Genomic DNA, 12,923 nt, shown 5'->3' with positions numbered 1-12,923 from the left:
GGCCTCATCCTTCCAGGGGAGCCATCGGCTGCCAGGACCGATCACGGGCGAGTCTGCCGCCTTCTCTCAGGCCTCGGAACAGGTTGCTGGTGCCACGCACCGTCCGCTCCACGAACACCAGTCGGATGAGCTCCTTCGCGAAGGTCATCGCCGTCCCCAGACCGAACAGCACCGGGTTGTAGACGCCGTGCACGCGGTAGTAGTTCTTGATGTAGGCGCGATTGCGCATGATGTAGAAGCGGTAGGCGTTGCTCGACGCGTTCATGTGCCGGATGCCCATGTCCCACTGCTTGATCTCCCGTGTGCGTCGCAGCACGAACTCGTCCACGATCACCGCGGTCGTCTTGCGAGACGCGAGCCAGCCGTACATCTGGTCGTCCCAGTAGATGAAGAAACGTGGGTCGGGCAGCCCGATCTGGGCGACGACGGAACGGTGGATGAACATGCCCTCGAAGCAGCCGCTGTTCATCTCCTTGTAGCCGGAAGTGTCGAAACCGGACGGTGCGAACGGGATCGGGATGCCCATGCGCTCGGCGATGCGGTACTGCCAGTAGAACTCGCTGCCGTCGTAGTCGTACCGGCGCCCCTGGATGCTCTTGAAACGCGGAGTCCAGAAGCCCATCCTGGCCAGGCCGTCCGGAAGGACCTCGACGTCGTCGTCCATCATCCAGATCCATTCGGCGCCGAGGTCGTATGCGGTGCGCATCCCCTCGCTGAAGCCGCCTGATCCGCCCGTGTTGGTGTCGAGACGGCGGTACACGATCTCGGTACCGATGTCGTCACGGAACGAGTCGACCACGTCGGTGGTGTCGTCCTCCGACGCGTTGTCGATGATCACGATGCGACCCGGCTTCGGGTCCATCGCGGTGATGCTCGTGAGCAGTCCGGTGAGAAGGTGCGAGCGGTTGTAGGTGACGATGACGATCGTCGCCGTGGTCGGGTCGAATGCAGCGGGTGCCGCGGTCATGCCTTCTCCTTGAAGATCTGCTGCCAGGACGTGGAGGAGACGAGCTCGGGGAGCGCGTCACGGTAGTGCTTCTGCAGCTCGGGCCAACGGCAGCGCAGCTCGGCGTGCAGCCGGAGGGAATCGCGGAGCATCCGGCGGTGCGTGCGCCTGTCACGGATGTACAGGAGCTTGCCGGTGGAGTCCGCCGTCTCCACGAGCGCACTGTCGACGCTTCCCAGCCGCCACCAGACGGCGTCCTTCTTCCGGAACTCCGTCTGGGGCGCCGCGACGTTCTCCGGAGCAGGACGGTGGAACCAGTTCGAGACGAGCGTGGAGAGGGTCAGCCACCGCAGCTTCATCCCCTCAGGACTCATCGGTTCCTGCAGGTACCGGCGTCGTCCCGTCCGCGGGCGCCCGAGGTTCGACGTGTCGTGGTGCACGACCGTCTCCGGGAAGTCGGACGCGATCGCCCGGGCTGCGGGCATCGCTGTCGCGAGGCTCTCTCGCAGATGACGCGGCCCGGCCAGGACGTCCCGCAGTGCCTTCGCGCGAAGGGCCACGGGGTAGTACTGCATCATCATGAGGTGTTTGAGGTCGACGCGACGACTGTGCACCAGGAGCCGTCCGCTGCGGGGCGCGTTCGAGTGCAGGAGCGCGGCGACGATCCGATTTCGGGCATGGAAGTACGCCTGCCAGTCGATCATGTCGTCCTTGTTCACCCACGACACGTGCCACAGCGCCACACCGGGAAGCGAGAGGGTGCGGAAGCCCGCTTCGCGGGCGCGCAGGCAGAACTCGGCATCGTCCCATTTGATGAACGCCGGCAGCGCGAGTCCGACTCCGCGGATCACCTCGAGCGGGATGAGACACATCCACCACCCGTTGTAGTCGGCTTCCATGCGCGCGTGCAGGAAGGGGGAGTCCCGCAGGCTCGCTTTCGCGAAGTCGTGGGGCATCCGCTCCGGGTTGGCGTCGCCCCAGGCGAAGGCCGCCTCGTCGACGACCTCGGCCCAACCGTGCAGTGTGCAGCGTGCCATCAGGTCGAACATGTGGCCACCGACGATGGTGGGCTCGCTCGTGTAGCGGGCGAACACGATCGAGCGGCGGAGGGCCTCCGGCTCGAGTCGGACATCGTCGTCGAGCAGTTGCACGAACTCGCTCTCCGGACGCAGGAGCGATTCATGCATGGCCCGAGCGAATCCACCGGACCCGCCGAGGTTGTCCTGTCGGATCACGTGAAGCGTGTCGCCGAGGAGCTCGGCGACGGCTTCGTATCCATCCTGCTCGGCGACCAGCCGCGTGCCCTGGTCGATGAGGAAGATACGGTCGACGAGCGACAGCACATCGGGGGACGATGCCAACGTCCGCAGGGTCTCGACGCAGTAGTCAGGCTTGTCGAACGTCGTGATCCCGAGTGAGGCCTTGCCGGTTCGGATCGGCTCCTGCTCGGTCTCCCAACGCGCACCGTCCAGGACGACGGGCTCCTCATCCGCGACGACATCGAACCAGATCCAGCCGCCGTCTTCGTGGGGGCCGAGATCGAGATCGAAGGTCGTCGTGGCGTCTCCCACGACGGAGCGCGCCTCGATCCGGCGGGACTCGCCCTGCGCATCCGAACGATGCAGCAGCACGGTGCCCGATCCCGTGGAGCGCACGGTGAGACGCACGTCCCGCACGCCCGTCCAGTGGCGCCAGTATGCGGCGGGGAAGGCGTTGAAATAGGTGCTGAAAGACCACGTGCTCTTCGCCGGGACCCGCGCACCGGAGCGGTCGAGGATGCCCTCGATCGGTGTGACAGCAGCACGCGCCGCGCGTTCGTCCTCGGTGTCAGGTCGATGCTCGGCGTCCACGTAGAGCGGGAACACATCGGGGTCGTCGCCACCGGGGAAGACGACGTTCTGCAGGACGTATGCCACGGGTTGGTTTCTCCGATGTTGGTGTCACAGGCGGTTGTCGTGGGGACAGCGGCCGGACTCGACGAGCAGAGAGTAGCCTACCGTCCGCTCCCTTCGGATCAGCGGAGAGGCTCACCTCGGTGGCGAAGGGGCGACGGTTAGACTGACTGCGATGAAGGTACTGATCACCGGCGGCGCCGGATACATCGGATCCACGGTCGCCACCGCGTGCATCGAGGCGGGCATCGACGTGGTCATCCTCGACGACCTCTCCAAGGGGCTCCGAGCCTTCTGCGAGGGTCGCGCGTTCTACGAGGGCGACATCGCCGACCAGGTGGTCCTGGAACGTCTGCTCGCCGATCACCCCGACATCGATGCGGTCATCCACTGCGCTGCACGTATCGTCGTGCCCGAGTCGGTCACGGATCCCCTCGGCTACTACGAGACCAACGTGGGAAAGACGATCGTGCTGCTCCAGCATCTGCGTGACGCGGGGATCCCCCGCATCGTGTTCAGCTCTTCCGCTGCCGTCTACGAGGGGGAGAGCGGTGCGGGGGTCGATGAAGACGCTCCGCTGGCTCCCTCGAGTCCCTATGCCACGACGAAGGCGATGGTCGAGCAGATCCTCGAGGATGCGGCCTCCAACGGCGACTTCCGTGCGATCGCTCTCCGCTACTTCAACCCCATCGGCGCCGATCCGCAGATGCGCACCGGGTTGCAGAACCCTCTGCCTTCGCATGCTCTCGGGAAGATCATGCAGTCCCATGCCGCCGCCGAGGCCTTCTCGATCACCGGAACCGACTGGCCGACCAGGGACGGATCCGGGCTGCGGGACTACATCCACGTCTGGGACCTCGCGCTCGCGCACGTGGCGGCCGTCGAGCGATTCGACGAGGTCGCGACGGGCGATGACCCCTATCGGGTGATCAACATCGGTACCGGGGAGGGCGTGACCGTCCGCGAGCTGGTGGCGGCCTTCGAGCGGGTCACGGGTGAGGCTCTCGCCGTCGTCGAGACCGCGCGGCGTCCCGGCGATCAGGCCGGCGCGTTCGCGATCGTCGATCGTGCGGCCGAGGTGCTGGACTGGCGTGCCGAGCGCTCGGTGGACGACGGGGTCCGCGACGCGATCACCTGGGCGGAGAAGCTGCCCTCCATCCGCTGACGGCGCCCTTCGGCTACTCCTGAGGGCGGAGCGTCGGTATGGCTCCCGTGTGTGCCGCATCGATGTTCTCGCGCCAGGAACGCGACTGCCCTGCACGCAGGGCGCACAGCACGAGCATGAACCATCCCGCACCGACGAGGGTGAAGCTCTCGAACATGGAGTCGACCGCCAGCGTCACCAACATGATCGGCGTCCAGGCGTACACGACGGAGCGGCGCGTGCTCGCTACGAGCCAGGAGCGGATGAGAGCGACGCCGCCCAGCAGGAGGAAGAGCACCAGTCCCGCGGCGCCGAGCTGGAGCAGCACGTCGAAGAAGGCGTTCAGCGCGCTCTGATGGCGGTCGTCGAGTTGGAAGTTGATGTAGGTGAACGGGTACTCGCCCCGTGCCCAGTCGCCGAACCATCCCCATCCCTGGACCGGTTTCACGGCCACGAAATCGAGGATCGTGTTCCAGAGCGAGCCGCGGATCGAGAAGTCGGAGCCCGCATCGAGCACGGCGATGATCTGATGGCGCAGCGCGAACGCCGCCGCAAGGGCGAGGGTGACGACGACGCCGAGCGTCCACTGCACGATCGTGCGCCGGTCGGCCGGGGTGTGGCGGACGATCGTGAGGGCGATCGTGACGACGCCGACGGCACCGGCGAGCACGAGGACCGTCGGGGAGGAGGACAGCACCGCCAGGAAGCTCGCGAGAGCGATCGACGCCACGGCGAGCGGGGCTTTCACGGACTGCGTGCGCCACTCGATCACGAAGGTGATCAGCGCGATCACCGCGATGAATCCGAGCATGTTGCGGCTGCCGAAGAGGCCCTGGATCGGGCCGCCGACGGCGAGGTTCCCCTGGATCCCGAGGAAGGTGAAAGGCAGATCGAGCAGCACGCCGGACAGGATCTCCACTGCGAGGGACGCGGCCAGGAGCACCCGGAGCGTGTCGCCGATCGCGCGCACCGTCTGGAGCGTGTCGCGGACGTGGCCGATCGTGATGGCGAGGAACGCGAAGCCGAAGAGCGACATCCATCCGAAGATCGTGTCGGACTTGTCTGTGGTCCAGAAGACGCTCACCAGCGCCCAGGCGAGGAAGGCGAGCAATGACGACGGCGCGATGCGCAGCAGCGACAGCTCGTCGCGACGTATCCAGAGGATGGCCGCGCCCAGCAGGCAGAGCGCGGCGATGATCGTCGCCAGCGTTGTCGCCGACGTCATCTGCTGGATGGCATGGGAACCGAACACGGCAGCCAGCGCTGCGAGCGTGAAGGCGCGTGCCAACTCCACGGAGCCGAGCAGTCGCACGATCGGGCGTGCCGGCGTCACGGCACCCGCCGCTGCCGAGTGCCGCGTTCGAACAGCAGGTCGCGCTCGCCGACGCCGACCAGGGGCACCGACTTGAGCTTGAACGACAGCAGCACGAGCAGCATCCAGCCCCACAGCATGATGGGCGTCGACTCGGTCAAGCCCTGCACGAGCAGGACCACCGTGAACAGACTGGGCAGCAGGGTCAACGGCGAGAACGGACGTGCGTCATCGAGGTCCCAGCGGGGACGATCGACCGCGAAGAACCAGGAGCGCCACAGCAGCGTGCCGTAGGCGACCGCCATCAGCACCACTCCCACCACACCGAGCTGGAGCAGGACGTCGAGCCACATGTTGTGCGCGTGGAACACGGTGATCCCGTGATCGGTGATCCACCGGTCGAAGGCGGGATCATCGGGGATCCACGGGCTCGAGAACCCGTTGCCGACGATCGGGTGCTCGGCCGCCCGCTCCAGCACCTTGGTCCAGATCTTCTCGGATCGTCCGGTGAGGTCGCTGCTGCGACCGAGAAGCCCCAGCAGTGGCTCGCGCAGCAGCCAGATCCCCAGCGCGGCGGCCGCCGCGCCGCCGATCGAGACCACGTAGATGCGGGTGCGCGCTCCCGGAGTGCGGGCCCGCCGCATCAGCAGCGCGACAGCGAGCACGACGGCGACCGCCGCCGCGCACACGAGGGCCGTCGCCGATGCGGTCCGGAACAGGAAGTACGCGGCGAGAAGCATCCACAGGGCCAGCGTGGTGCGCCAGCGCGCCTTGGCTGCGAACAGCACTCCGAAGGTGATGATCGCGAAGAGCGAGATGATCGCGAGCAGATTCGCGTTCCCGACGATGCCCTGGATCCTGCCGCCGTCGAACAGGTTGTCGCGGACCCAGTACCACTGCGGATCGATCTTGCCGTCCGGGAGGGTGAGGAAGTTGGGCAGCAGCGGCCCGTGCAGCACCAGCGAGACCCAGAGCTCGATCGCCAGCGAGAGGCCGAGGATCCATTTGAATGCCGACGAGAGGGCCCGGACGATCTCGTGCCAGGTGAGCACGTGGGCCAGGAAGAGCGCGTTAACCGTGACGGCGGCGAGAAGGATCCAGGTGACGACTGTGGGACCGCGCCACTGCGACCACGCAACGGAGACGAGCGCGAAGGCGGTGTAGCCGAGGGCTGTCCAGGGCAGGCGCCGCCAGCGGAAAGGCTGGGGGCGATTGCGGGCGAGCATCGGAATGCCGATGCCGAGAGTCGTGAGCGTGAAGACGGCGAGCGTCACGGCGGCCCCGTCCCGCCCGAGCAGGTTGTAGACCGCGGAGTGGGCGAAGGTCACGAAGAGCACGAGGATCGCATACCCGCGCAGCAGCAGATGCCCCGTCGACTCGCGCTCCGGCGCGGTGGGCGGGGCAGACACCGGATGCTTCGTGTACTGGGCCATCGCGTTCAGGCTACCGCGCCGTGCTCCGGGCGTCGCTGAACGCCGCAGCACCGCTCTACGCTGGGGTACATGCTGCTGCGCCTCTCGAACACGCCCCGTGACTACGCCTGGGGGTCGGACTCGCTTCTCGCCGGACTCGAGGGGCGTACGCCCACCGGTGCGCCGGAGGCCGAGGTGTGGTTCGGGGACCATCCCGGCGACCCCGCCGACGTCGCGGGCGGCGGCACGCTCGACCAGATCACCGGGGGCACGCTCCCGTACCTGTTCAAGCTGCTCGCCGCGGGGAGCCCGCTCTCGATCCAGGTGCACCCGACGATCGATCAGGCCAAGGCAGGATGGGAGCGGGAGAGCGATCTCGCCGCGGACGACCCTCGGCGCAACTATCGCGACGCCAACCACAAGCCGGAACTCCTCGTCGCACTCAGCGAGCGCTTCGAGTCCCTGAGCGGACTGCGTCCCGTTCCCCGGACGCTCGCGTTGCTCGGCGCTCTCGAGGACAGCCACGGCGTCCAGGAGCTCCGGACGCGCCTGAGCGCGGAAGGCGACGTCCTGCGCGACGTGATCGCCTGGCTGCTCGGTGGCGGTGCACGCGCTGAGGTCGACGACATCATCGCCGCGGTCGTCGCTGCCTCCACCCGCGAAGACGCAGGGGAGTGGAGCACGACTCTGCAGGCGATAGCGAGCGTGGCGCAGACGTACCCTGGCGACCCCGGCGTCGTGGTGGCGCTGCTCATGAACCACGTCGTCCTCGAGCGGGGCGAGGGGATCTTCCTCCGTGCCGGCCTCCTCCATGCCTACCTCTCCGGTCTCGGCGTGGAGATCATGGCGGCCAGCGACAACGTGCTCCGCGGCGGACTCACTCCCAAGCGCATCGACGTCCCCGAGCTTCTCGCGATCCTCGACACCGCCCCCGGAGAAGTGCCGGTGCTGCGGGCGCGGGATGAGGGTCCCGTCACGCCGTATCCCGTTCCGGTGCCCGACTTCGCCCTCGAACGGGTCATCGTCGACGGCACCCCGCTCACGATCGGGCTCTCCGGGCCCACGATGGTCCTCGCGACGGCCGGTGAGGTGACGGTGACCTCTTCACAGGGCGAGGCGCTCACACTCGCGGTCGGGACCGTCGCCTTCGCGGACTCCACCGAGGAGGGGATCACCCTCACGGGTGCTGGTGAGGCGTTCGTCGCCGGACCCGGACGCTGACACGGGCTCATCGGACGCGATCCGACACGCCGGTGGCAGGTCAAGAACCTTAAAGAGTTCCTTGAGGGTTTACGATCCGCGACTTGACCGGAGCGAATGACACGGGTGTAATTAGTCATGCGCACGGCCCGCCGGGGGGCGGAGACAGGGTTGGAGATCGAGATGACGGGATACCGTTCAGACGTACCGGAGAACTGGTTCGTCGATCCGATCAACCTCGGTGTTCCCGGGGTGCGACGCGCGGACGCTGCAGAGGACGACAATGCCCTCGCCTGGCAGAGCGACGCGCTCTGCTCCCAGACGGACCCCGAGGCGTTCTTCCCTGAGAAGGGCGGCTCGACCAGAGACGCCAAGCGGATCTGCACTTCGTGCGACGTCCGTGGCGAATGCCTCGAATACGCTCTCAACAACGACGAGCGATTCGGCATCTGGGGCGGGCTCTCCGAGCGCGAGCGTCGCAAGCTCAAGCGCCGCGCCAGCTGAGTCGTCCATCGCTCCCGGAGCGAGAACCGCAGGGATGCGTGGCTTCGCGGGCGCGCCGCGTCCAGTACGCAGACGTCGGGGGTCGCGCGCATAGGCTGACGACGTCATGCCAGCCCGAGTTCACGCCATCATCGTCGCGCGCACTGGATCGTCCTCCCGAGCGCAACTGCTCCGCACTCTCGACGCCCTCCGCGCTCAGACCACTCCCGCCGCCGCTGTAACGCTCGTCGTGTGCGGCGACGCATCGTCAGTGCGCGAGAGCGAGGCCGTCGCGAGCACCGTCGAGGGGATCATCGAAGCGCGCGCCACCACCTCCTTCGCCGAGGCCGTGGAGCTCGCGAGGCCCCGAGTCGCGGAAGGCTCGGCGATCTGGCTGCTCGCTCAGGACACCACGCCGCACCCGCGGGCACTCGAGCGCCTGAGCGGGATGCTGGAGCGCTCGCCCTCCGCCGCGATCATCGCTCCCAAGCTCGTGGCCTCGGACAACGACCGCGAGATCGTGTCGCTCGGCGTCAGCATGACCGCTCTCGGACGCTCGGTCGAACTCGCGGCCGGTGAACTCGACCAGGGACAGCACGACCGCTCGGACGACGCACTCGGTGCGGACGTGCGAGGTCTCCTCATCCGGGGCGAGGTCCGCGATGCCCTGCGGCCGGATCCCGCGCTCGCCGGCGCAGACGAGGGCCTCGACCTCGGAGTCCGCGCGCGCTTGGGCGGAGGGCGCGTCGTGCTCGCTCCAGGCGCGCGCGTCTCCGTATCCCCCGATGGTCCTGCCGCGCTGCCGTCCGGCCGATTCCGGCGCGCCTTCGTCACCCGGCTGGCCCAGCTCCATCGGCGCCTGGCTTATGCGCCTGCCGCAGCCGTACCTCTGCACTGGCTCAGCCTGCTGCCCCTCGCGCTGTGGCGCTCGATCACCGATCTCGTCGCGAAGCGCCCGGAAGCCGTGCTTCCCGAATGGGGTGCCGCGCTCACGGCGATGTCTCGGTTTGGCGCCGTCGTGCGCTCGCGCGCAGCGATTCGTGCGTTCCGCACCTCCAGCTGGGCCAGCATCGCGCCGCTGCGAGTGACGTCTTCGGAGTTGCGGCGACGGCTGGACGACGGCCACGGGAGCGAGGGCGGTGCGGTCAGCGAACTGCGCTTCTTCTCGGGGGGCGGCGCCTGGGCCGTGCTCGCAGCGCTGGTGGTCAGCATCGCCTCCTTCACGAGCCTGCTGGCATGGCCGACGCTGGGGGGAGGGGCACTGCTGCCCCTCCGACAGACCGTGGGTGCGCTGTGGAGCGACGCCGCGTGGGGGATGCGGGACGTCGCCCTCGACCTGGTCGGCCCTGCCGACCCCTTCGCGTCGGTCGTGGCGGTGCTGGGCTCGCTCTGGCCGGCCGGCCCCTCGTTTTCGGTGGTTCTGCTGTGGATCCTCGCGCTCCCGCTCGCCGTGCTCGGCGGCTGGTTCGCCGCGACGCGGGTGACCGACCGTGAGGGCCTGCGCATCTTCGCGGGAGTCGCGTGGGCTCTCGCCCCGACCTTCCTCACCGCGCTCGTCGACGGGCGCCCGACTGCGGTCCTGGTACACCTCCTGCTCCCGTGGCTCTTCCACAGCGCGGTGGTCGCGCATCGCTCCTGGGGTGCCGCGGGAAGCGCCTCGCTGCTCCTCGCCGCGGTCGTCGCCTGCGCTCCCTCGCTCGCCCCCGCCCTCGCACTGCTGTGGGTCGTCGCACTCGGCATCGTGCTGGGAACCGCGCAGTTCCGCGGCGCGGGCCGGTTGCTGTGGCTGCCGGTGCCCACGATCGTCCTCTTTGCGCCGCTCGTGTTCTGGCAGCTCGCACACGGCACGCCGTTGGCACTGCTGGCCGATCCCGGATTCATCTGGGCGGGCCCGCAGGTCGCCGCCGACGCCGCAGGGCGTCTCGCGCTCGCCGGCGGCTTCCCGACGCCGGCGCTGGCCGGATGGATGGAGATCGTCCCGCCGTCGATCGCCGTATGGGCTCCGTTGCTCTGCGCCCCCATCGCCGTGCTCGCGCTCGGAGCAGCGGTCGCGCCGCGCTGGCGTGCGGGGATCACCCTGCTCGTCGTCGCTGCATCCGGCCTCGCGACGGCCTTCCTCGCTGTCGGCGTCACCGTGAGCTTCGCGCAGGGAACTCCGGTCGCGATCTGGCCAGGGGCAGGGCTCAGCCTGGCCTGGATCGGCGTGGTCGGTGCCGCGGTCGTCACCCTGGACACCGCTCTCACCATGCCGCGACTGCGGATCTCCGCCGCGGTCGTCGCGGCGGTGGCACTGGCGGTGTGCGCGGTTCCCGCGCTCAGCGCGCAGCACACCGGCCGTTCGGTCCTGACCAACGGACCCGATTCGACGTTGCCGGCGTACGTGGCGGCGCAGGCAGCCGGCGATCGCCCGATCGCGACCCTCGTGCTGACCCCGCAGAACGACGGCGGCCTCGCCGCTGAGGTGACGTGGGGCGCGAGCGAGACCCTCGGTTCGCAGTCGACCTTGACCTCCACAGCCATCGAGCCACAGGGCGCCGACATCTCGACGCTGGCCGTGGATCTCCTCTCCGCGCGCGACTTCGATGCGCCGGGTGCCCTCGCCGAGACGGGCATCAGTTACGTGCTCGTCGCCCAGGTCCGGGGAGAGGGCGACAAAGCGCGGGCTCTGCGCACCGAGGCCGTCGCAGCGATCGACCAGCGTGCCGGCCTGGTGCACGCGGGGACCACCGACCGTGGAGTGCTCTGGCGGCTGGAGGCCGAACCTGCCGAGCAGCCCTCCCTCACCTCCGCCCAGCAGGGCACGGCACGACTCGTGATCACCCTGCAGCTGATGGCGGTGTTCGCCGCCCTCCTGCTGTCGATCCCGACGAGGGCATCCCGCCGCGCCGCACGCTCCCGCTCCCGGATCGTCGGTCGTGTGCCGGACGAGCCGATCGTCCTGCCGAGGCACAGGGAGGACGCTGACCTCATCGACGAAGCTCCGGTGGGGACGATCGAGGACCCGCAGGACGAGCCCGCACTGAACGAGGATGCCCTCGCGCCGATCGCCCAGCCGACCAGCGACGAGCCGTCTTCGTCTGGCGCAGAAGCGTCGACGGACCGCGGTGAACGACGCCCGACCTCTACCGAGGAGGACCGATGAGCAGTGGCAACCGCGCATTCCGAGTCGCCGCGACCGGTGCCAGGGTCATCACGGGCGTGGCGGTCATCGCCGCGTGCGTGATCGGTGTCGCGACGGCGGTGCACGCCCCGTGGCCTGTCGTCGCGCACGATCCGGCACAGGTCGAGGTCACACCGGTCCCCGGTGACAGCATCCTCGTCTGCAACGGTGACCTCCGTGCACTCGGGCGCGACGCCGCGGCCCCGCTGGACATGCTCCCCGCAGCCTCCCCGTCCCTGACGACAGGAGGTACCGCGGGAGCTCCGGAAGCGGATCGGCTCGCGGTGACGGATCTGCCGGAGGCCGAGGGACCGGAACGGCTCACAGGGCGGGTCGACGGGCGCACGGCACCGCTGATCGCCGGAGCGGAGTCGATCACGATCGCGGCCGACGACCTCGCGGGATACGCCGCCCTGCCGTGTGGTCAGCCGCGATTGGAGTCGTGGCTCGTCGGAGGAAGCATCGACACCGGGACGGAGGACATCGTGACGCTGACGAATGCGGCCGATGTGCCGTCCACGGTCACGCTGTCGGTGTACGGACCCGCGCGGAGCACGCGGACGGTGATCGTCCCCGCGCGCTCGCAGACGGCCCTTCCCCTCACCTCATTCACCACCGGCAACGACGTGCCCGTGGTGAAGGTGAGCGCGGTGGGAGCCCCGGTGCGCGCAGCCCTGCAGTCATCGCTGGTGCGGGTTCTCGATCCCGCGGGCATCGACCTGCAGGACTCGGTCCCCGGGGCGCAGCAGAGGCTCGTGTTCACCGGGGTGGAGGCGTTCCCGGCCAGCGGCGACGACTCCGAGATGACTGTTCTTCGCGTTCTGTCGCCGGGCGTCGGCGCTCGCGTCCAGGTCAAGGTCCACGCCGAGGGGGAGGCGGGTCTGGCCGATGAGTTCACCGTCCCGATCGAAGCCGATCTCCCGTCCCAGGTTTCCCTGTCCGGTCTCGAGCCGGGTCGGTACACGGTCGAGGTGGAAGCGGACGTGCCGCTCATCGCCGCCGTCCGACAGCAGGACGGATTCGGGCTCGACTCGGACTTCGCCTGGGTGATGCCGGCTCCTGAGGTCGATGTCGATGTGGTGTTCGCCGTGCCGTCCGGTCCGGCGGCCAGACTGCAGCTCGCCAACACGTCCGACGCTGACGCCACCGTCACACTCGAACCCGTGGACGGGGGGCAAGCGCAGGAGATCGTCATCCCGGCAGGCGAGACCGCCGGGGTCGCCGTCGCGGGGCGTACGACCTATCGGATGCAGACGACGGCGCCCGTGCACGCTGCGGTGGCGCTCACGGCTCCCGGCGCCATCGCGGTGATGCCCGTCCAGACGAGCGCCGGCGGAGAGAAGCCGATCACGGTCTATCCCTGAGCGGCGCACC

9 protein-coding genes are annotated in these 12,923 nt (G+C 68.9%); 5 read left to right on the top strand and 4 right to left on the bottom strand.

What is annotated here, in order from left to right:
- Nucleotides 1-4 precede the first annotated feature (4 nt).
- The gene (locus AAY78_RS17170) at nt 5-967 is read right to left on the bottom strand and encodes a glycosyltransferase family 2 protein (protein ID WP_046749508.1); all 963 of its coding nucleotides are present in this window, start codon (nt 965-967) and stop codon (nt 5-7) included.
- Nucleotides 964-2,862, bottom strand: coding sequence for a glycosyltransferase (locus tag AAY78_RS17165; RefSeq protein ID WP_046749507.1), 1,899 nt, complete (start codon nt 2,860-2,862; stop codon nt 964-966). Before AAY78_RS17165 ends, AAY78_RS17170 begins: the two co-directional genes overlap by 4 nt.
- A 151-nt stretch (nt 2,863-3,013) precedes the next feature.
- Between AAY78_RS17165 and galE the strand changes: the two genes are divergently transcribed.
- Complete coding sequence (gene galE / locus AAY78_RS17160; RefSeq protein ID WP_046749506.1) at nt 3,014-4,003, top strand: UDP-glucose 4-epimerase GalE; 990 nt, start codon at nt 3,014-3,016, stop codon at nt 4,001-4,003.
- A gap of 13 nt (nt 4,004-4,016) precedes the next feature.
- Here galE and AAY78_RS17155 read toward each other — a convergent pair whose 3' ends face one another.
- Both AAY78_RS17155 and AAY78_RS17150 read right to left on the bottom strand, forming a co-directional pair.
- The gene (locus AAY78_RS17155; RefSeq protein WP_046749505.1) at nt 4,017-5,315 is read right to left on the bottom strand and encodes an O-antigen ligase family protein; all 1,299 of its coding nucleotides are present in this window, start codon (nt 5,313-5,315) and stop codon (nt 4,017-4,019) included.
- Entirely contained in the window at nt 5,312-6,727 is a 1,416-nt protein-coding gene (locus tag AAY78_RS17150) for an O-antigen ligase family protein (protein ID WP_046749504.1), read from the bottom strand. The genes AAY78_RS17155 and AAY78_RS17150 overlap by 4 nt, the downstream gene beginning before the upstream one ends.
- Before the next feature lie 69 nt (nt 6,728-6,796).
- On the opposite strand from AAY78_RS17150, the gene manA reads away from it, so the two are divergent.
- The 4 genes from manA to AAY78_RS17130 all read left to right on the top strand — a co-directional run bounded on the left by manA (nt 6,797) and on the right by AAY78_RS17130 (nt 12,913).
- On the top strand, nt 6,797-7,927 hold the full coding sequence (gene manA / locus AAY78_RS17145; RefSeq protein ID WP_046749503.1) for a mannose-6-phosphate isomerase, class I: 1,131 nt from the start codon (nt 6,797-6,799) through the stop codon (nt 7,925-7,927).
- A gap of 162 nt (nt 7,928-8,089) precedes the next feature.
- Nucleotides 8,090-8,410 (top strand): WhiB family transcriptional regulator, encoded by a 321-nt coding sequence (locus tag AAY78_RS17140; RefSeq protein WP_082108760.1) that lies wholly within the window; start codon nt 8,090-8,092, stop codon nt 8,408-8,410.
- 106 nt (nt 8,411-8,516) lie between these two features.
- The gene (locus tag AAY78_RS17135) at nt 8,517-11,531 is read left to right on the top strand and encodes a glycosyltransferase (RefSeq protein WP_046749502.1); all 3,015 of its coding nucleotides are present in this window, start codon (nt 8,517-8,519) and stop codon (nt 11,529-11,531) included.
- The gene (locus tag AAY78_RS17130; RefSeq protein WP_046749501.1) at nt 11,528-12,913 is read left to right on the top strand and encodes a DUF5719 family protein; all 1,386 of its coding nucleotides are present in this window, start codon (nt 11,528-11,530) and stop codon (nt 12,911-12,913) included. The genes AAY78_RS17135 and AAY78_RS17130 overlap by 4 nt, the downstream gene beginning before the upstream one ends.
- The last annotated feature ends 10 nt before the right edge of the window (nt 12,914-12,923 follow it).

It is taken from the genome of Microbacterium sp. Ag1 (assembly GCF_001005635.1).
GTDB classification, from domain to species: domain Bacteria; phylum Actinomycetota; class Actinomycetes; order Actinomycetales; family Microbacteriaceae; genus Microbacterium; species Microbacterium oxydans.
This window is presented reverse-complemented; position numbering and strand designations above follow the sequence as displayed.

Excerpts from the sequence above, each read along its gene's own strand:
- AAY78_RS17135 (WP_046749502.1), top strand. The coding sequence starts at position 8,517 with ATGCCAGCCCGAGTTCACGCCATCATCGTCGCGCGCACTGGATCGTCC.
- AAY78_RS17130 (WP_046749501.1), top strand. The coding sequence starts at position 11,528 with ATGAGCAGTGGCAACCGCGCATTCCGAGTCGCCGCGACCGGTGCCAGG.
- manA (WP_046749503.1), top strand. The coding sequence starts at position 6,797 with ATGCTGCTGCGCCTCTCGAACACGCCCCGTGACTACGCCTGGGGGTCG.
- AAY78_RS17140 (WP_082108760.1), top strand. The coding sequence starts at position 8,090 with ATGACGGGATACCGTTCAGACGTACCGGAGAACTGGTTCGTCGATCCG.
- galE (WP_046749506.1), top strand. The coding sequence starts at position 3,014 with ATGAAGGTACTGATCACCGGCGGCGCCGGATACATCGGATCCACGGTC.
- AAY78_RS17150 (WP_046749504.1), bottom strand. The coding sequence starts at position 6,727 with ATGGCCCAGTACACGAAGCATCCGGTGTCTGCCCCGCCCACCGCGCCG.
- AAY78_RS17170 (WP_046749508.1), bottom strand. The coding sequence starts at position 967 with ATGACCGCGGCACCCGCTGCATTCGACCCGACCACGGCGACGATCGTC.